Source organism: Paenibacillus dokdonensis (assembly GCF_004916975.1).
GTDB lineage: Bacteria > Bacillota > Bacilli > Paenibacillales > Paenibacillaceae > Paenibacillus_AQ > Paenibacillus_AQ dokdonensis.
This window is the reverse complement of sequence record NZ_STGQ01000004.1, coordinates 18,584-36,611: the sequence shown is the minus strand read 5'-3', so window position 1 is coordinate 36,611 and position 18,028 is coordinate 18,584. Positions and strand designations below refer to the sequence as shown.

Annotated in this window: 19 protein-coding genes; 15 read left to right on the top strand and 4 right to left on the bottom strand. The window is 46.0% G+C overall.

The window, feature by feature from the left end:
- Nucleotides 1-289: 289 nt before the first annotated feature.
- The 11 genes from E6W40_RS28425 (at nt 290) to E6W40_RS28375 (ending at nt 12,348) form a co-directional block, all read left to right on the top strand.
- The gene (locus E6W40_RS28425; RefSeq protein ID WP_136608991.1) at nt 290-799 is read left to right on the top strand and encodes a DUF948 domain-containing protein; all 510 of its coding nucleotides are present in this window, start codon (nt 290-292) and stop codon (nt 797-799) included.
- Nucleotides 800-845: 46 nt separating this feature from the next.
- Complete coding sequence (locus tag E6W40_RS28420) at nt 846-1,388, top strand: hypothetical protein (RefSeq protein ID WP_136608990.1); 543 nt, start codon at nt 846-848, stop codon at nt 1,386-1,388.
- A 92-nt stretch (nt 1,389-1,480) separates the two neighbouring features.
- Entirely contained in the window at nt 1,481-1,825 is a 345-nt protein-coding gene (locus tag E6W40_RS28415; RefSeq protein ID WP_136608989.1) for a YflT domain-containing protein, read from the top strand.
- A 220-nt stretch (nt 1,826-2,045) separates the two neighbouring features.
- Nucleotides 2,046-3,218 (top strand): PP2C family protein-serine/threonine phosphatase, encoded by a 1,173-nt coding sequence (locus E6W40_RS28410; RefSeq protein ID WP_136608988.1) that lies wholly within the window; start codon nt 2,046-2,048, stop codon nt 3,216-3,218.
- A complete protein-coding gene (locus E6W40_RS28405) occupies nt 3,215-6,880 on the top strand; it encodes a response regulator (RefSeq protein ID WP_136608987.1) in 3,666 nt (1,221 codons plus the stop codon). Before E6W40_RS28410 ends, E6W40_RS28405 begins: the two co-directional genes overlap by 4 nt.
- 92 nt (nt 6,881-6,972) lie before the next feature.
- Nucleotides 6,973-7,842 (top strand): CheR family methyltransferase, encoded by an 870-nt coding sequence (locus E6W40_RS28400; RefSeq protein ID WP_136608986.1) that lies wholly within the window; start codon nt 6,973-6,975, stop codon nt 7,840-7,842.
- A 17-nt stretch (nt 7,843-7,859) separates the two neighbouring features.
- The gene (locus E6W40_RS28395; RefSeq protein ID WP_136608985.1) at nt 7,860-9,545 is read left to right on the top strand and encodes a response regulator; all 1,686 of its coding nucleotides are present in this window, start codon (nt 7,860-7,862) and stop codon (nt 9,543-9,545) included.
- Nucleotides 9,546-9,641: 96 nt separating this feature from the next.
- Complete coding sequence (locus E6W40_RS28390) at nt 9,642-9,980, top strand: STAS domain-containing protein (RefSeq protein WP_136608984.1); 339 nt, start codon at nt 9,642-9,644, stop codon at nt 9,978-9,980.
- An 18-nt stretch (nt 9,981-9,998) separates the two neighbouring features.
- Nucleotides 9,999-10,451, top strand: a complete 453-nt coding sequence (rsbW, locus tag E6W40_RS28385) for an anti-sigma B factor RsbW (protein ID WP_136608983.1) — start codon at nt 9,999-10,001, stop codon at nt 10,449-10,451.
- Nucleotides 10,448-11,218 carry a sigma-70 family RNA polymerase sigma factor gene (locus tag E6W40_RS28380; RefSeq protein WP_136608982.1) on the top strand — a complete coding sequence of 257 codons (771 nt, stop codon included), beginning with the start codon at nt 10,448-10,450 and terminating at the stop codon, nt 11,216-11,218. The genes rsbW and E6W40_RS28380 overlap by 4 nt, the downstream gene beginning before the upstream one ends.
- Nucleotides 11,219-11,367: 149 nt before the next feature.
- Nucleotides 11,368-12,348 (top strand): magnesium transporter CorA family protein, encoded by a 981-nt coding sequence (locus E6W40_RS28375; RefSeq protein WP_136608981.1) that lies wholly within the window; start codon nt 11,368-11,370, stop codon nt 12,346-12,348.
- Nucleotides 12,349-12,443: 95 nt separating this feature from the next.
- Here E6W40_RS28375 and E6W40_RS28370 read toward each other — a convergent pair whose 3' ends face one another.
- The 3 genes from E6W40_RS28370 to E6W40_RS28360 all read right to left on the bottom strand — a co-directional run bounded on the left by E6W40_RS28370 (nt 12,444) and on the right by E6W40_RS28360 (nt 13,622).
- Nucleotides 12,444-12,764 (bottom strand): DUF5665 domain-containing protein, encoded by a 321-nt coding sequence (locus E6W40_RS28370; protein WP_136608980.1) that lies wholly within the window; start codon nt 12,762-12,764, stop codon nt 12,444-12,446.
- A gap of 156 nt (nt 12,765-12,920) precedes the next feature.
- On the bottom strand, nt 12,921-13,328 hold the full coding sequence (locus tag E6W40_RS28365) for a YtxH domain-containing protein (protein ID WP_136608979.1): 408 nt from the start codon (nt 13,326-13,328) through the stop codon (nt 12,921-12,923).
- Nucleotides 13,329-13,364: 36 nt separating this feature from the next.
- Nucleotides 13,365-13,622 carry a GlsB/YeaQ/YmgE family stress response membrane protein gene (locus E6W40_RS28360; protein WP_136608978.1) on the bottom strand — a complete coding sequence of 86 codons (258 nt, stop codon included), beginning with the start codon at nt 13,620-13,622 and terminating at the stop codon, nt 13,365-13,367.
- Between the two features lie 309 nt (nt 13,623-13,931).
- Here E6W40_RS28360 and E6W40_RS28355 point away from each other — a divergent pair, with 309 nt between their 5' ends.
- Together E6W40_RS28355 and E6W40_RS28350 are read left to right on the top strand one after the other, a co-directional pair.
- The gene (locus E6W40_RS28355; RefSeq protein ID WP_136608977.1) at nt 13,932-14,936 is read left to right on the top strand and encodes an asparaginase; all 1,005 of its coding nucleotides are present in this window, start codon (nt 13,932-13,934) and stop codon (nt 14,934-14,936) included.
- 226 nt (nt 14,937-15,162) lie between these two features.
- On the top strand, nt 15,163-15,894 hold the full coding sequence (locus E6W40_RS28350) for a pirin family protein (protein ID WP_136608976.1): 732 nt from the start codon (nt 15,163-15,165) through the stop codon (nt 15,892-15,894).
- 101 nt (nt 15,895-15,995) lie between these two features.
- On the opposite strand, the gene E6W40_RS28345 is transcribed toward E6W40_RS28350, so the two are convergent.
- Nucleotides 15,996-16,220: a DUF1128 domain-containing protein gene (locus E6W40_RS28345; RefSeq protein WP_136608975.1), complete on the bottom strand. Its 225-nt coding sequence runs from the start codon at nt 16,218-16,220 to the stop codon at nt 15,996-15,998.
- Between the two features lie 161 nt (nt 16,221-16,381).
- On the opposite strand from E6W40_RS28345, the gene yyaC reads away from it, so the two are divergent.
- Both yyaC and E6W40_RS28335 read left to right on the top strand, forming a co-directional pair.
- On the top strand, nt 16,382-16,963 hold the full coding sequence (gene yyaC / locus E6W40_RS28340) for a spore protease YyaC (protein ID WP_136608974.1): 582 nt from the start codon (nt 16,382-16,384) through the stop codon (nt 16,961-16,963).
- Nucleotides 16,964-17,053: 90 nt separating this feature from the next.
- Nucleotides 17,054-17,860 (top strand): alpha/beta fold hydrolase, encoded by an 807-nt coding sequence (locus E6W40_RS28335; protein ID WP_136608973.1) that lies wholly within the window; start codon nt 17,054-17,056, stop codon nt 17,858-17,860.
- The last annotated feature ends 168 nt before the right edge of the window (nt 17,861-18,028 follow it).

Below are 18,028 nucleotides of genomic sequence, written 5' to 3'. Positions count from 1 at the left end.
AGCTTTCTGAATATTTGGATGTATTCATAAGTGTCCTCATTTGCGTTTGAAAGTATGAGGATCATACCTGGCGGCTCATGTGTCCGCCCCATCCTGTAGTTTTCTTAACCTTGTGAAAATCAAATGAAACAGCTTCAGCGAACGGTAAAATAAGCCTTGTTTCGTGCTTTGGAGGATAGGGTAACTATGGCATATCAGGACATTAAATTAAGCCATATGGACTGAACACGCTGCTATTCTTAAATACGAAAACAGCAGGTTCAATCTATATAGAAAGAGAGGTTTTGCAATGCTCGTAGGAATAAGTGTTGCCATCATCGCTGTTGCCTTTGCCGTACTGGTCATTTATCTGATCAAGACCCTTCTGGCTGCAAAAGATTCTCTGGAGAAAACAACGCAAACGCTGCAGGAGGTTCAGCAAACTATTGATGAACTTGGATACGAGGTCAAACAAATTGTGAGACATGCCAGTGATATTACCGTGGATGTTCAACACAAGATGAAACAAATTGATCCGATCATGACCTCGGTTAAAAATTTGGGTGAGGTCCTCAGCGAAGTGACCCTTGCCGCCAAGCAGGCATCGACAACGATGATTCACAAATTCAAGCAGGTAAGCCCAAATCCAAGAGTGAGTGCTAATCAGCATGCTGCCCTGCCTTCTTCTTCAACAGCAGAAGAGCGCACGATTCAATCGTATGCCTCTACTTATGGAAGCACTGGCAAGGGGAAATCCGATTCAAGCTGGATGAAATGGGCGGATATTGCTGCCACCGTATGGCAGAAGGTCCGCCACTAAACAGGGCAGGTAAAGGGCTGATTGAAAGACTGTAGAAAGGGTGAGAATGATGTTGAAAATCCTCGCATTACTGATAGGTATGATTTCTCCCTTGTCCTCCATGTCCGCCGTTCAGCCTGATACTGCTAATCTACTTGCAGCAGAGCCAACGGTCCGGCAGGCGGTGGTTCATTACGCAGAGGGACGAGCATTGCGGTCCCAGGTTTCGATGAACAAATTTGAAACGATGAACGGGATCTCCCTTAGCGATACGAAGAAGGAAGTGCTCGTCAAAAAGGGGAAACCGCTTCAGGTCGCACAAGACCGTTTGACCGGCTGTTATGAGTATCATTATCAAGACGCTGTAGTAGGAATATGCGACGATACTGTCGATTACGTTCACATCGCGGCAGCTGCAGGGAAGATGCAGGTGAATGGAGCCTGGATTGATCTGAAAGCAAGTGAGATTGAGCATACGTTTGGAAAGCCGCAGTTTATGGCTGAAGATGGCAAGGTTTTTATCAGAGGCTTTCACGCAATTAAAGTTTATAGCAATCCCGATACCGGGGCGCTGCAGGGAGTAGACTTTTTCGACAGCACGACAGAATAGACTGGAAGTTACAGGATATGCGTTTCACTGCTGACTCACCCGGTTAAAAGTAATATGAGCGAGTTTACAAATATAAGAGGAGAGTGAAAACCATGAATTCATCAACCAATGCAAAATCGTATGCGAAAGTCGTGGAAAATGGTATCCAAGCCGTCGAGGAAGTGAACCAGCTCCGCAGCAGCGGATACGTTTACGATGATATCTTTGTTTTGGCCCATGACGGTGATCGGTCCGAACGGATCGCTGAAACAGCCAATGCAGATAAAATAGGCATTAAAGAAGAAGGCATGTTTGATGCTCTGGCTAATTTGTTCCGTTCACGTGGCGACGAACTTCGTGCCAAAATTACTTCGCTTGGCTTTACTGAAGCGGAAGCGCAGTTTTATGAGAAGGAACTTGACCTCGGCAAAGTGCTAGTCATCGCCAAGAAAGCCTAATTTATGACGCTAATATATTGATTAGATATGGAGCAAAAACATAGATAAGGAATGGGACATATGGGTCCCATTCCTTATCTATGTTTTTGGAACAGGTGGCATTTCATGTACGATGTTCCAACTACTAATTAGAGTTTGAGGCTGAAAAGTCGATCTTATATGTTATATAGTATAGGGAGAGAGATTTCATAAAACTCAAATTCATATTAAGGAGAGTGTTATGAGAATATTAATCGTGGATGACAATCCGACAAATGTCATTATAATTCGGGAAATTCTAAAAAAGGAAAACTACCGGGATATAGATACAGCCTCGTCCGCCAGAGGAATGTTTGAAGTGCTGGGTGTCGAAGGCTATGCTAGCGAACCCAAACCGGGAAAGCATATTAACATTGATCTGATTCTGCTTGATATGATGATGCCTGAAATGGATGGAATTGAAGCATGCCGTCTAATTCAGCACTATGAACATCTCAAGGACATTCCTATTATTATGGTTACGGCAGTAGGAGACTCCAAGAAATTGGCCGAAGCACTGGACGCCGGAGCCGTTGACTATGTCACGAAACCAATTAATAAAGTGGAGCTGATGGCCAGAATTCGATTGGCTCTACGGCTGAAGCAGGAGAATGATTGGCATAAGGAACGAGATCAGCGCATTCAGGACGAACTGAAGCTGGCTGCGCTTGTCCAGAATGCAGTGCTCAGCCCGGCCATTGAAGATGAAACATTTGAAGTGCATGCCATTTACCAGCCATCAGCTGAGCTCGCCGGGGATCTGTACGCCTGGTATCCTCTGGGGGGAGGACGCTATGGTGTCTTACTGCTGGATATGATGGGACACGGAATCTCTTCATCTCTTTTTACGATGTTCATTGCATCGGTACTGAAGGATACCGTTACGACCTATGTTGAACCTGAGAAGGTTATTCAGGAACTAAACCGCAGGTTCAATCAACTCTACATCGAGAATCAGCTTGTCCAGTATTACTTTACGGCGATTTATTTGGTCGTGGACACGGTGGTGAAGAGAATTGACTATGTTAATGCAGGACATCCTCCGGCGCTCTTTTTCCAGGATCATGAGAAAATGGTGATGCTGGACAAGGCCTGCTGCCCGGTAGGTCTGTTTGATAAGATGGACATCGAGCCCCAGACGATTTATTACGAAGGAGCAGGGCATATTGCGCTCTATACGGACGGGCTGCTGGAGCTCGTTCAAGGAGAGCATGAAGATCAGGTTGATTTTCTGGTCAGTCATCTTAAGGACTCCCACCAGTGGGATGAAGATAAAATGTTCAAGGCATTTTTTGAGGATAATGGCACCCAGGAACGAGAGGACGATAAATGCCTGGTGTGGATTTCATTAAAAGAGGGGGAAGCTGCTGAATGAAATTAAAATCCAAGCTGGTCATTGGTTTTAGCGCGTTGATGATTATTTTAGTCGCGCTGACGATGGTCGGCTATGACCGATTAAATTACATGAATAAGCAGCTTGACCAGATCTATCAGGAAAGATATTTGAAGGTCAGATACTCCAGCGGCGTACGTGCAGAAGTGAACAATATTTCACGCGTGCTGGTTAATCAGATGCTCAATCAGGACAATTCCCTGGATGATAGCAAGGATCAGATCAAGGATATGGTAGCGAATGGGGATCTGAATTTAAGCAAGCTGATCGCAAGCAGTGATTCCCCGGAAGAGAAGCAAATGCTGACTCGGGTGAAAAGTGCCTGGGAAGGCTATAAGAAATATGAAGAGAAGCAAATAGCATTTGCATCTCAAGGCTTGTGGGATCAGGCCAACGTTTATCGAAATACGAGCGGATTGTCTCTGCAGATGGAAGCTCTGAACAGCATGAATGAACTGGCTTCATTCCAGGATCTGCAGATTGATAGTGAGATTACGAACGCGAAAGCAAGCTATAACCGTTCGATTCAAGTGACCACTTCGATTATGATTGCCGGATTACTGCTGGGTCTCGCTGTGATTATGTGGGTTATCCCGAGCATCACCAAAGGTCTCAATGTGGTATCGATGATGATCAACAGTTTTGGAAAAGGCCGGATCAGAACGATCCGCCGGATTAAGGTAACCTCGAAGGATGAAATCGGCCAGATAGCCCTTGTGTTCAAAGAGATGGCCGAGGATCTGGAAGAAAAGCAGCAGCTGGAGCTCAGCTACCTGCAGGCTCAGAAGGATCAAAATTGGCTGAGTTTCAATGTGAGCCGCATAACGGAACTGCTGCGCGGCCTGAATTCCAGACAACAAGTATCACAAGCTTTCATTAGTGAATTCACCCCCGTATTGGGAGCAACGTATGGGGCAATCTATATTCATGATGAAGATAAGGATCCGAATAAGCTCATTCTTAACGGTACTTATGCCGGCGAAGGAGAACAAGCTACAAGAGAGAAAATAGAAGTCGGAGAAGGTCTGATCGGGCAAAGTGCGATGGATCGCAAGCCGATTAGGACTGAGGTGCCTGGAGAGTATTTGTCTGTTTCCTCCGCTTTTGGACAAACCAAGCCGGCTCATCTGATGATACATCCGGTTGTATTCGAAGAGGAACTGCTAGGTGTGATTGAGATGGCTTCATTCGAGCCATTTACGGAGCTGCAGCAGCAGCTGTTCGCCCAACTTGCGCAGAATCTTGGAATCGTGATCAACAACATCAACCGCAGGCTGCGGGTCGAGGAGCTTCTTCGAGAATCGCAGGCACTCACCGAGGAACTTCAATGTCAGTCCGAAGAGCTCCAGACGCAGCAGGAGGAACTGAGACGTTCGAACTATAATTTGGAGGAGCAAACCGAAGCGTTGAAAAACTCCGAGGATTTGCTGCAGCGTCAACAAGAGGAGCTGGAGCATTTCAACACCGAGTTGATTGCCAAAACGCGAGCGCTCGAAGAACAGATGCAGCAGCTTGAAGAAAAGAACATCGAGGTTGAAGATGCCAAATCGAGACTGGAACAGCAGGCGATGCAGCTTGCAGTGACCAGCAAGTATAAATCGGAATTTCTGGCGAATATGTCGCATGAGCTGCGTACTCCGCTGAACAGCCTACTCATCCTGTCGCAGCTGCTGTCAGAGAACAAGGATGGCAACCTGAACGACAAGCAGAAGGAATACGCCCATACGATATATATGTCTGGTGCGGATCTGCTTAAGATGATTGATGAGATTCTGGATCTTTCCAAGGTCGATGCAGGCAAAATGGAAATCAACCGAGAAGATATCCTTATCAAGGATTGGAAAGGTTTCGTTCATCAGAACTTTATGCCGATGGCTAACAAGAAGCAGGTTGGTTTGAAGGTTAATTATGAAGCGGATCTGCCGGAATCGATTGTGACGGACGGATACAGAGTGAAGCAAATTATTCGTAACCTCCTGTCGAACGCCTTTAAATTTACTACGAAGGGTTCGGTATCCTTTAGCGTCAAACGTGCTGAATCCAGCAAACTGCCTTCGTATTTAAATCCGGAAAAATCCTATCTTGCTTTGGCCGTCAAGGATACCGGCATTGGCATTCCGAAGGATAAGACCGATCTTATTTTCGAAGCCTTCCAGCAGGTGGATGGTACCACAAGTCGTAAATATGGCGGTACAGGGCTTGGACTCTCCATTAGCCGCGAGCTGGCTCGCTTGCTTGGAGGCGGAATACAGCTTCAATCGGTAGAAGGAGAAGGCAGCTGCTTTACGCTGTATCTGCCTGAAACATCGGCTGAAGCCACCGAGATTGCACATGCCGAGGCCGCAGTCTCTTCAGAGCTGCTGATCCAGAATGATACGGACAATAAACCAGCGACGAAAAGTAAAGCTGATAAAACCGAGACTGAAGCTGCGGTTCTCATGGAAGATGACCGGAACCGTATTGGCGAAAAAGATAAGATGCTCCTCATTATTGAGGATGATATCAATTTCGCTAATATTCTGTTAGATATGGCCAGAGGACGGGGCTTCAAGGGACTCGTAGCCATGCAGGGGGATGTCGGCCTGAAAATGGCTCAATCTTACTTGCCGGATGCGATTATCCTGGACATTCAGCTGCCGGTTATGGACGGCTGGTCGATTCTTGGAGAACTCAAGAGCCAATCGGCTACGCGTCACATACCGGTTCACATTGTTTCAGTGGTGGATGAGGTTAAGCAGGGATTGAAGATGGGGGCTATTGCCTATCTGAAAAAACCCTCCTCCAAGACTTCGCTGGAAAGGGCATTTACTCATATTGAATCGTATACAGACAATTCGGTTAAGCACCTTCTGATCGTCGAGGATGATGAAATACAGCGGCGCTCGATCATTGAACTGATTGATCATGATGACGTTGCGATCACGGCGGTTTCTACCGGAAGGGATGCACTGAATGAACTGCGGAATCAGCGGTATGACAGCATGGTACTGGATTTAATGCTGAGTGATATGACCGGGTTTGAGCTTTTGGATCAAATTCAGCAGGATGAAGAGCTGGAGGATCTACCGATTATTATTTATACCGGCAAGGATCTGAACAGTAAAGAGGAGACCATGCTGCGCAAATATGCCGAATCCATCATTATCAAAGATGTGAAATCGCCAGAACGCCTGCTGGATGAAACGACGTTATTCCTGCACCGGGTAGAAGCGAATTTGCCTGAGGATAAACGCAAGATTCTGCAAAAACTGCATAACAAGGAAGTCCTGTTTGAAGGCAAACGGATCTTGCTTGTCGATGACGACATCCGTAATGTCTTTGCGCTTTCGAGTGTGCTGGAAGGCTATGATATGGATGTGACATTTGCGGAAAACGGCCGTGAGGCCATTGAAATTCTGAACAGCGGCAAAAGCTTTGACCTCGTCTTGATGGATATGATGATGCCGGAAATGGATGGGTACGAGGCTATGCGCCTGATCCGTCAGAACCCGGAATTCCACAAGCTTCCAATTATCGCGCTGACGGCCAAAGCCATGAAGGAAGACCGCTCGAAGTGCATTGAAGCCGGAGCCTCGGATTATGTCAAAAAACCGATTCAAACTGAACAGCTTCTTTCTTTAATGCGCGTATGGTTGTATTCGTAAACCTGATTTTTGGGTAATAGATAATGTGATATCAAAAAACAGAATTTTGAACGTTATATCCGTAACAGGAAACAAAACCAGGAGGAACTTGGATGGATTTTTGCATATCAGATGATTATGACGACAGATTACCTGAAACCGGGGACCGAGAGCGAGAAGATATCGAACTCGAACTGCTACTTGAAGGCGTGCATCGGCTTTACGGCTATGACTTTCGAAACTATGCGCTTCCTTCCCTACGGCGGCGAATATGGCACTTTATCCATTCGGAAAATTTGAAAAATATTTCTGCGCTGCAGGAAAAAGTGCTCCATCAGAGACCGGTTTTTGAACGTATGGTTCATAATCTTTCGATACCTGTGACGGAAATGTTTAGAGATCCTGGACTGTTTCATACTTTTCGCAAGAAAATCGTCCCACTGCTTCGCACCTATCCGTACATTAGGATTTGGCATGCAGGCTGCTCGACAGGTGAAGAAGTCTATTCCATGGCTATTCTGCTGCATGAGGAGGGGCTTTACGAGAAGTCGAGGATCTATGCGACGGACATGAGTGACCGCTCGCTGGAGACTGCCAAACAGGGGATATTCGGGATTGAAAAAATGAAGCTGTACACTAAAAATTATATCGAAGCGGGGGGGACCCGCTCCTTTTCAGAATATTATACGGCTAAATATAATTCGGTGATTTTCAAACCGTTTTTGCAAAAAAATATAATTTTCGCTGAGCATAATCTGGCAACGGACCGTTCCTTTAATGAATTCAACGTCATTTTTTGCCGGAACGTTATGATTTATTTTAACGACACGCTTCGAGACCAAGTTCATGGGCTGTTTCATGAAAGTTTAAGCCGTTTCGGTATTTTGGTTCTCGGATCGAAAGAATCCATTCAATTTACGGAATACAGTGATTGCTACGAACCGCTGGACCGTGTGGAGAAAATATACCGGAAGATTAAATAGAGTAATGGGAGGATTCCATGGGGGTTGAAGAACCGATTCATATATTGTTGGTAGATGACCGTCCTGAGAATTTGCTTGCCCTGGAAGCCGTGCTGGAGAGTGAGCAGTACAATCTGGTGAAGGCAACGTCGGGTGAAGAAGCGCTACGCTGCCTCCTGAAAGATGAGTTTGCCGTTATTATCCTGGATGTGCAAATGCCAGGCATGGATGGGATTGAAACGGCCAAACTAATTAAGGCAAGGGACAAGACGAAGGACATTCCGATTATTTTTATTTCGGCAAACAGCAAGGAAGCGGAGCATCTGTTCGCAGGATATTCCGCAGGTGCCATTGACTATATGGTAAAACCTTTTATTCCTCAGATTCTGAAATCAAAAATTGAAGGCTTCGTCGAAATGTACCTGACTAACAAAAAGCATAAAACTCAGACGATGCTGCTTCAGCAGAAGACGCAAGAACTGGAGAAGATCAACCATGAGCTGGTCAAAGCCAAGGAGGCTGCGGAGATCGCAGCCAAAGCCAAGACGGAATTTCTGGCGATGATGAGCCATGAAATCCGTACGCCGATGAATGGCGTCATTGGTATGGTGGACCTGCTGATGGAGACGGATCTGAAGGAAGAGCAAAAGGAATACTCCGAGATTATCCGCAGAAGTGCCGATGCACTTGTGACAGTGATTAACGATATTCTGGATTTCACCAAGATGGAATCTGGAAAAATGGAGCTTGAGGAGCATCCTTTTGATCTTCAGAACTGCATTCAGGAGGTATTTAGTCTTTTTTCGGTCGAGGCCGGCAAAAAGAACCTGGAGCTTGTGTATTTCATTGATGAGCATATTCCTCATGTGGTCTTTGGGGATATGGCAAGGCTGCGCCAGGTGCTGATTAACCTGATCGCCAATGCGGTGAAATTCACGCATCAGGGCGGTGTGTACCTCATGATTTCTCCCAAGGAACAAACGGGAGGCGATTCAATTAACATCGAATTCGCCGTTAAGGATACCGGTATCGGCATTTCCGCAGAAAAAATGGACCGTCTCTTCAAGCCCTTCTCCCAGCTGGATTCTTCAATGACCCGCAAGTATGGTGGGACCGGACTGGGTCTTGCCATTTGTAAATCACTTGTCGAAATGATGGGTGGAGATATCAACGTGGAGTCTTCGGAAGAAAAGGGAGCCACGTTCATTTTCAATATAATCGTAAAAAAGCCGCAACAGGATGAGAACATGAGTGGCCGTTGTGATGAACTCCGCCTCCATGTAGACCGGGATCAGAATGCTCCGACTGATATTCTGGTGGTAGATGATCATCCAGTGAACCAGAAGCTGATGGTGAGCATGCTGGGCAAGCTTGGGCTGAAAGCCGATGTAGCTGAGGATGGACAGCAGGCCGTTGAGAAGGCGCAGTCTAATCCCGGCTATCGCTTTATATTTATGGATCTGCAGATGCCTGTAATGGACGGGCTTGAGGCTACAGAGCTCATTCGTCAGCAGCAGCAGAATTCTAACCACAAACCGGTCATCATCGCAATGACAGCTAATGTGATGGAAGGGATCCAGGAACGCTGCGAGGAAGCGGGGATGGACGACTATATCAGCAAGCCCGTCAAGATGAGCAGCGTCAAGCAGGTGTTGACACGTTATCCCATTCCGATGTCTCGTGAAGCCATGCAGTCGCCAGATATGAGGATCAATCATGCCTAGGAAATAATTACCTCGCAATATTAGGACGTGTGGTGATTCAAGCTGATGCATTCGGGGTTATTTGATAAAGAAAACAATTTTCGGGAGAGAGTGTCTATGAATACAAATAAAAATGAGAAATTCAATGCAACAACTGAGCGGAATGAAGGATCTTGCACCGTTTATTTAAGCGGAGAACTGGATTTATCGGTTGCTCCTGATTTCAGGCTTGTCATGGAACCACTTGTAGGGGATTCTGATCTTGATTTGTTGATCAACATGAGGGATTTGAAATATATCGATAGCACTGGTATCGGTATCCTGCTGTCTATCCTGAAAGCCAGACACGGGATGAATGCCCGGTTTGTTGTGGTAGAGGTTCCTACTCAAATTCAGAAGCTGTTCGACATGACGGGTATTGCTAAGTTTTTCAGCCCTAATGAGAATTCCCAATAGGAAAGGATCGAAGAAAGTATGAATGCTGAAGTGCAAAGAGTCGTTATTACTCTACCAGCCCAAGCGGATTATGTAGATATTGTTAGATTGAATTTATATGGAATTGCCTCGAAAATGGGCTTTTCGTATGAGGACATTGAGGATATGAAGGTAGCCGTATCGGAAGCATGCAATAACTCAGTGCTTTACGCTTATAATCAACAGGACGGTATGGTTGAAGTTGTTTTTGAAGTGAACCAAGATTTATTGTCCATTACGGTTTCGGACGAAGGGGAAAGTTTTGAAAGAGTTACTCAGAGCAGCAACAGCGTAACTCTGCATGATAAAGATCTGCATGATGTAGAAATAGGCGGGCTTGGTTTCTATTTGATGGAAGCTCTCATGGATGAGGTTAACATCAAGAATGAGACAGGGCGTGGAACCAAAGTTGTTATGACGAAACGCCTCATGAGAAGTGAGGAGAAAGTATGAACGAAAACGTGACTCCCCCTGAGTCCATGAGCGAGGCTGTTGGTCTGATCTGGGAATACCAGCAGACCAAAGATAACGAAATCGCTACCGTTCTAATAAAAAAATATGAGCCCATGGTGAAAATGGCTGCCGGCAAAATTGCCCGCAACCGCCCGGATTTGTACGAGGATTTATATCAGGTTGGCCAAATGGCGCTGATTCGTTTGCTTCAGCAGTACGATATCAGCCTTGGCATTCCTTTCGAGCCTTATGCCATGAAAAGCATGATTGGCCACATGAAAAATTTCCTCCGCGATAAATCCTGGTACATCCAGGTTCCGCGGCGGATTAAGGAAAAAGGAGCTCTAGTTCAGCATGCCATCGATGAGCTGACGGTAAAGCTTGAACGTTCTCCGAATGTGAATGAAATTGCTGCATTCCTTGATCTATCCGCTGAAGAGACGGTAGAAGTACTCGCCGGACGCGAATGCTATCACTATGTTTCTCTGGATTCTCCTCTCTCGCAGGAAGAGACAGGAGCAACGCTTGGTGAATTGATCAGCTCTGATGTCAATGATTACGACTCTGTAGAGAAAAGAATGGATCTGCAGCAGGCCCTCAGCCAATTGAAAGAACAGGAGCAAAAAGTGCTTCTGCTTGCTTTTCAGGATGGGGAGTCGCAGCGTTCCATTGCGCAAAAGCTGGGTGTTTCGCAGATGAGCGTATCAAGAATTCAGAAGAGAGCAACTGAAAAACTCAAAGAAATTATGTCTAATTCATCCATATGAAGGACAAGCTTCCCGTTTGTTTTGTGCTCATGACTGGAAGTTCGTAAGGACACGCCATGTTCTCTCCTTGAGAATATGCTGCGTGTCCTTTTATGGTGGAAGGAAATCCAGATTACAACTTTAAGTTGGATTGGGAAGGAGCGGAACCGATGCAAAATGAGATCACGAATGCATCTGTGAACAACGTGTTATCGTTTGCAGGGCATTGGCAGTGGTATGACATTTGTTTGAACGATATAAATTGCGAAATGCTTCAGCAGCTGCAGGAACAATTCCCGATCATGGAAGAATGGATCAGCGTGATTCCGAAGATCGGGGAAAATTATATGTCGGTTCGCTTCCCGAATGGGGTGGATGCCGTTATTTTTGGCACGCTGCCATATTCCATCAAGGATGAAGTTACAGACAGCGGTTATATGGATCGGCTCCATTTTTTTGTGCAGAGTAATATTCTGGTTACGATTAATTTGGACCAGAACACGAGAGAAATCATGGCAACGGAAGAACGGACAGCGATGCTGCATCAGTGTCAACATGCCGTTGAAGGCATGTTCGTGCTCACCCGGACTCTTCTGCATTATTTCCACCTGGGACTGGATCTCTTTGAAGTCAATTTGCGGGAGATTGAGCGCGCTATGGAAATGAATAACGAACGTAATCTGATGGACAAAATCCTCAGTTCCCGGTTTGTGTTGTTGTATTGGAGCAATATGTTTACTCCGTTCGAGGAGTTTTTAGCGGCCTCGAAGGAAGGATATCTGGACAAGCTGGAAAAAAGCCGTTCTTTCATGCAGCTGGTGCATCGGATGGAACGTATGGACCGGGCGTTTCGCCATTACGAAAACGAGATTGATACACTGATCGCCATCGATGATGCAGTGTCGGCTTTCCGCGGTAATGAAATTATGAAGACACTGACGATCCTGACCGCCATCTTCACGCCTGCAACAGTGGTAGGGGCAATATGGGGCATGAATTTTGATAATTTGCCTGCCATTAAAACGCCTTGGGGATTTATCGGTGTCATGCTCGGAACGTTCCTGTTTAGCGGCGGGATGTATTGGTGGATGCACCGGAAGGGCTGGACTGGCGATCTGCTCAGCGTGAAGACCAAAAATTCAAAGATCTGAAGATGATCTCCACATAATAAAAGCCTGAGGGAATCTGAGATTTCAGAGTCTTTCAGGCTTTTTCGATATAAGAATGTACAATTGCATTGGGCTTATTACTTATAGGCATCAATGTAATGCTGGAGTCTGGCTATGTAATCACCAATGACCGGCATACTGACAAACAAGCTAAGAATATAACCGAGAAGGCCCAGAACGACGAATGTACCCAGGGATAAGCCGAGACCGCGTGCCAATCCTGACGTGAAGTTGGAGATGATTCTTTTTTTGGGGTTAGAGTAATTCTCGATGATATCCTTAACTTGTGACTTTTCCAGCGAGTCTGCGATCTGATCCAGGCGTTTGTTAAGCCTCTTAACCTCGTGTCTTAGCTCAAATGGATGTTCATCCACGTTGTACGGATTCGCTTTGCTCACGGTTCATCCCTGCTTTCTTCGGCATTCATTGCAGCCGATTGTAGTAGTCTTGACACAAAAACAGCCAGCTTGGTCAGCTGGCTGTTTTTGTGAATAGTCCATCGGTATCGATTGAACTAAAGTTTGACTTGCCAGTGTCCCCTTAGTTCATCCAATTTAATAAGATGTCTTATTCATTTCCTTACGGACGTCTCGGGAAGCGTCTTCTGAAGCATCTTTGATATCCTTGGAAGCATCCTTCGCATCATCCGACACGTCAGCAGAAGCCTGCTTGACGCTTTCCATAATGTTGTTTTTACCTTCGCTTACCGATTTGGCCAGCTCTGTAGTTTTGGAAGATACCGTTTTGGCCAGATCAGTGGCTTTTTCACCAACGACGGAAGCGACTTCTTTGGACTTATCCGTCATGGTGCTGATTTTCTCGGATAAATCGCCACGGAGCTCGCGGCCAGGCTTTGGAGCAAACAATAATGCTGCTGCTGCCCCGATTAATCCACCGATGAGTGCTCCTTTAAAGAACGTGCTGCCACTTTGTACTGGATATTCAGTTTCTGCTTTATTCATCTGAAATCACTCCTTGTTCTTAGTTATTATTTATAATTAGGTTGAACGTGTAAACAATTTGCTGATGAGGCCAAGAAGGAATACGAAAATTGCAGTCCCGAGAATCGCGGGTATGACAGCGAAGTTTCCGAGATGAGGGCCCCAGTCTCCAAACAGCCAAGCACCTACCCAAGCACCTACAAAACCTGCGATCATGGCACCTAGTATACCACCCGGCATCTCATGTCCCACCAACGCGTCACCGATAATACCAATGATAATGGCCATGACAATTGTGATGATAATTGCCCACATGACGATCACCTCCCTTTCTTATATGTTGAAGATGAAGTCTCTTGTTCGTCTTGCTTACTTCGTATTTAAACGGGAGAGAATCTCATGAAACAATAAGGATGATAATGGGAGTAAATGGGTGATAATTATAGGATGGTAGAATAAGATGCTTATTTACTTGCAAAAATGAATCATTTAGAAGCTTTACAAAAGTGATTTGTTATATAATTGCAGGTTGACAATTCACTTTCTCTTCCATAAGGCAGTCTTTATACTCTTTAAAATAAGTTGTATGATGGATAAGCGATAAGCTAAAGGAGAGATGGGTTAATGGAATCGGTACTAGTCAAAGAATATCGCGCGGGCATCATGGAATGCGCGCATTATGGACATATATGCATTGTCAATGATCAAGGAGAGATCGCGGCAGCCGCAGGCAACCCGGATTTTGTAACATTTACCCGTTCGGCTGCCAAACCGCTTCAGGCGATCAGCGCGATCCGTGGAGGCATTGTATCCCATTACGGACTCAGCGAGAAAGAAATCGCAATTATGACAGCTTCCCATCTGGCACAACCAGACCATGTGGAAGTACTTGAGAGCATCATGCAAAAGACAGGCCTGTCGGAAATGGAACTGATCTGTGCACCGAGTTTTCCATTGAATGAGGAAAGTAAAGAGGATGTTCTGCGTCATAACGGCAGCAAGCGGCGGTTGTACCATAATTGTTCCGGCAAACATCTGGGGGTGCTCGCTTACTGTAAAATGAAAGGTTACCCGCTAGAAGGATATGCAGAACCGGAGCATCCGGTGCAGCAGGAGATTATTGAGATCATGTCGATGATGTGCGGCATTGAAACGCAGCAGATCAGACTTGGCACAGATGGATGCGGATTTCCCGTCTTTGCATTGCCGCTATCTGCGATGGCTGCAGCGTATGCCAAACTGGCCTGTCCGGATCTGATTGTGGATAAACCCACAAGGGAAGCGGTCAAGACCATAACCCAAGCTATGAATCGGTACCCGGAAATGGTCGGAGGCAGCGGACGCGTGGATTCCCTTATATTGCAGGATCCGAATATTGTGGCCAAGGGCGGGTTCAAGGGTGTGTACTGCTTTGGTCTCAAAAAGGAACGCCTTGGCATTGCCTTTAAGGTGTTGGACGGCTCCGAAGAAGAGTGGGGCTGGATTGTGGAATCCATTTTGGTACAAATCGGCTACAGCAACAGACCGTTGATTGAACAAATGAAAGAATCCTTTACGCATGACATATACAATGATGCCGGCAAACATGTCGGTTACGCCGAAACCGTGTTCCAACTGCAATCACAGTAATTTTAAAGCCTGGCGCTATTCCTGCGGTTGGTAAATCTATACCTTGCAGATCACTCGGTTTTAATACCGGCCCATATATGGTAGAGATTCAGTCTCCCTGTTTAACAAGGGAGGCTTTTTGGTATATTTGATTGCAGGAATGATTGAGGCTTTGAGGTTGGGGGTAAGAATTACATATTCAAGATCAAGCTTTCCAAAAACAGTTGTTCATGGAGGTGGATGCAAAATGATTAAAGTAGTGACTTCAGCGGAACGACATACCTCGGAGAAAGAGTGGATCCATAGCGAATTCAGCTTTTCTTTTGCAGACTATGATGATCCGAGCAATGCGCATTTTGGCTGTCTGCTCGCACATAATGATAACCAGTTAAGTCCGAAACAAGGCTTTAAGAAACATCCTCATCATGATTTGGAGATTATCAGTTATGTAATTTCGGGTACGCTTGAGCATAATGATAATTTGGGCAACGTTACCCAGCTTCCTGCAGGTACCGTGCAAGTGATGAGCGCAGGAACGGGAATTAACCACTCGGAGACGAACCCCTCTGAGGATGAACCAGTACGCTTTATGCAGATGTGGTTTTTACCAACGGAGCCAGGCATGGAGCCGACATGGAAATCCCGTTCATTCTCCAGAGAGGAGCGGCTTAACAAGCTTGAACCTGTAGTGACCGGCAAAATGAATGAACAAAGTGGAGAAGAGCGACTGCAAATCCAATCGGATATATCACTCTATATTCCCATCCTGGAAACAGGGAAGGAAATCGTTTTTGAGCAAAAGGATGAAAGAAGGACTTATTTGTTCCTCATTACCGGCAATCTTGAAATAGGCTGCAATGATGGAACATTCCAACTCGAACCGGGAGACGCGGCACGTATTCGCAACAACTGCGACCTTCATATCAAAGGTACAAGCAGTGAAGGTGACGCGGAATTTGTGCTCGTGGATATCCCCTAGGATGAGACGCCATAATGAAAAGCCCCCTGATATTCCATCATTCGTAAATTTACGGACGAAAGGATACCAGGGGGCTTTTGGGTTGTGATATGCCAGCAGTTTTACTTGCTGCGAAGCCGGCCAAGCTCTGAAACCAGAGCTTCTACTTCCGAAATGCTCAGATTTGATTTATTCATCACGAGTTCATACACATCGCGGATATCCTCATACTGATCAATCGAGAACGCAGAGGCATTCATCGCTGCGCCACTGGCCATTCTCAGCTTGGCTTTAATCTGTTCAATCATATATTCAATATTTTCAGCATTTTTTTGGGACAAGTCCATGGAGATGCTTCATCCTTTCCAGATTCTATTCTTGAAACAAGTTGTAATCATTGTAGCATGTCTTTTCTCTCAATACAGGAAAATGATTTTTCTTACAATCATTTTTGCAGTAAAATCAAAAGAAAACGGCTGCGGAAGGCAGCAAAGGAGGGCCGTTAGCCATGTCTATTCAAGATCCTCATCTGATCAGGGGAAAAGGCGGAAGCTGCAAAAGAATTCATGCTGATGGGCTCCGTGATTTTTTTGTGGAGATTCACAGTCGCTATGAACTGGATCAAATCACCTTTTTATGTATCGGAACGGACCGCTCAACTGGAGATGCATTGGGACCGTTAACGGGCAGCGAGTTACGAGCCTATGGTTTTCCACATGTCGTGGGCACCTTATCCTCACCATGTGATGCATCCAGCCTGGAAGCCTGCATCGCGGCCATCCCCGAGAATCATATTGTCATCGCTGTAGACGCCTGCCTGGGGCAGTCACTGTCTGTGGGGAGTTTTCTGGTCTCGGATGAGCCGCTATTTCCTGCCCAATCGGTAGGGTATGCGCTGCCGGCGGTTGGACATTACAGTGTCGCCGCAGTTGTGAATGTCAAAGGTCCCAAGCCTTATGCCACACTTCAAATGACGTCACTTTTTCATGTGATGACCATGGCCGGGCAAATAGCCTCATCAGCCGCGGATGCGTTCGGTATTCATTCCCAAGTTCAGGCTTTACGTTTCAACGGCCGGCCTTTGGATTAATAATATACATAATTGAGATCATGCAGTAAACCAGAATAAGAATAATGCTGTGAAAAATTCAATTCGATATAAAGAAAGAAGGATATCATCATGGAAAAATTAGTTTGCGACGGATACACGCTTTGTTATTCCGAACATGGAGAGGGTGAACCAATCGTACTTCTCCACGGCTTTTGCGGCAGCTCCGAGTATTGGGATAAGGTGGTACCGCTCTTGTCTGGCAGCTACCGCTGCATCGTGCCTGACTTACGTGGACATGGTTCTTCGGATGCGCCGCTTGGAGCTTATTCCATCGAACAGATGGCAGATGATGTCCTTAAGCTCTTGGATGAGCTCAATCTGCCGAAGGTTACCTTGATCGGTCATTCCATGGGCGGCTATGTAACGCTTTCCTTTACGCAGCGCTACGCATCCCGGTTGAATGGCTTTGGTCTTATTCATTCCACAGGCTATCCGGATGACGAGGCTGGCAAGGAAAAGCGTCTGAAGGCAGTGAGCACGATCCAATCCGAGGGAATTACTACATTTATCGACGGTTTGGTTCCTGGATTGTTCGCACCGGAAAATGTTGAATCTCACCAGGACATGATCATAAAGTCGAAGGAGATTGGATATAGAACTCCTCCGCAAGGGGCAGCAGGTGTGGCTTTGGCCATGCGGGAGCGTCCGGACCGCAGAGATGTGATCTCCGCATCTACGCTTCCTGCACTGCTGGTAGCCGGGGAAAAGGATCAGGTGATCCCGGCAGAGAAAGTATTTACAGCGGATCACCCGAATATCACGAAGGCAACTATTCCGGGAGCTGGCCACATGAGCATGATGGAAGCTCCGGAAGAGCTGGTCAAAGTGATGAAGCGTTTTTTGGAACAGTCGCTGAATGAAGGCGGAAAAGAATAAGCTTCAATAAAGATGTTTTACCCGATTAGAAGTTCATGATGTTAATTAGCAGCCGGAGGCCCGACAACAGGGTATCCGGCTTTTAATTATATTTTAAAATCCGGACGAACTTAGAAGGTGTTGATAGCCTTTCTCTCTGCATTGCAATGGTTCCGCTGGCTTTGGCCT

What these genes read in the sequence shown, in the direction of transcription:
- E6W40_RS28425 (WP_136608991.1), top strand. Translation starts at nt 290, where the DNA reads ATGCTCGTAGGAATAAGTGTTGCCATCATCGCTGTTGCCTTTGCCGTA.
- E6W40_RS28420 (WP_136608990.1), top strand. Translation starts at nt 846, where the DNA reads ATGATGTTGAAAATCCTCGCATTACTGATAGGTATGATTTCTCCCTTG.
- E6W40_RS28415 (WP_136608989.1), top strand. Translation starts at nt 1,481, where the DNA reads ATGAATTCATCAACCAATGCAAAATCGTATGCGAAAGTCGTGGAAAAT.
- E6W40_RS28410 (WP_136608988.1), top strand. Translation starts at nt 2,046, where the DNA reads ATGAGAATATTAATCGTGGATGACAATCCGACAAATGTCATTATAATT.
- E6W40_RS28405 (WP_136608987.1), top strand. Translation starts at nt 3,215, where the DNA reads ATGAAATTAAAATCCAAGCTGGTCATTGGTTTTAGCGCGTTGATGATT.
- E6W40_RS28400 (WP_136608986.1), top strand. Translation starts at nt 6,973, where the DNA reads ATGGATTTTTGCATATCAGATGATTATGACGACAGATTACCTGAAACC.
- E6W40_RS28395 (WP_136608985.1), top strand. Translation starts at nt 7,860, where the DNA reads ATGGGGGTTGAAGAACCGATTCATATATTGTTGGTAGATGACCGTCCT.
- E6W40_RS28390 (WP_136608984.1), top strand. Translation starts at nt 9,642, where the DNA reads ATGAATACAAATAAAAATGAGAAATTCAATGCAACAACTGAGCGGAAT.
- rsbW (WP_136608983.1), top strand. Translation starts at nt 9,999, where the DNA reads ATGAATGCTGAAGTGCAAAGAGTCGTTATTACTCTACCAGCCCAAGCG.
- E6W40_RS28380 (WP_136608982.1), top strand. Translation starts at nt 10,448, where the DNA reads ATGAACGAAAACGTGACTCCCCCTGAGTCCATGAGCGAGGCTGTTGGT.
- E6W40_RS28375 (WP_136608981.1), top strand. Translation starts at nt 11,368, where the DNA reads ATGCAAAATGAGATCACGAATGCATCTGTGAACAACGTGTTATCGTTT.
- E6W40_RS28365 (WP_136608979.1), bottom strand. Translation starts at nt 13,328, where the DNA reads ATGAATAAAGCAGAAACTGAATATCCAGTACAAAGTGGCAGCACGTTC.
- E6W40_RS28360 (WP_136608978.1), bottom strand. Translation starts at nt 13,622, where the DNA reads ATGTGGGCAATTATCATCACAATTGTCATGGCCATTATCATTGGTATT.
- E6W40_RS28355 (WP_136608977.1), top strand. Translation starts at nt 13,932, where the DNA reads ATGGAATCGGTACTAGTCAAAGAATATCGCGCGGGCATCATGGAATGC.
- E6W40_RS28350 (WP_136608976.1), top strand. Translation starts at nt 15,163, where the DNA reads ATGATTAAAGTAGTGACTTCAGCGGAACGACATACCTCGGAGAAAGAG.
- E6W40_RS28345 (WP_136608975.1), bottom strand. Translation starts at nt 16,220, where the DNA reads ATGGACTTGTCCCAAAAAAATGCTGAAAATATTGAATATATGATTGAA.
- yyaC (WP_136608974.1), top strand. Translation starts at nt 16,382, where the DNA reads ATGTCTATTCAAGATCCTCATCTGATCAGGGGAAAAGGCGGAAGCTGC.
- E6W40_RS28335 (WP_136608973.1), top strand. Translation starts at nt 17,054, where the DNA reads ATGGAAAAATTAGTTTGCGACGGATACACGCTTTGTTATTCCGAACAT.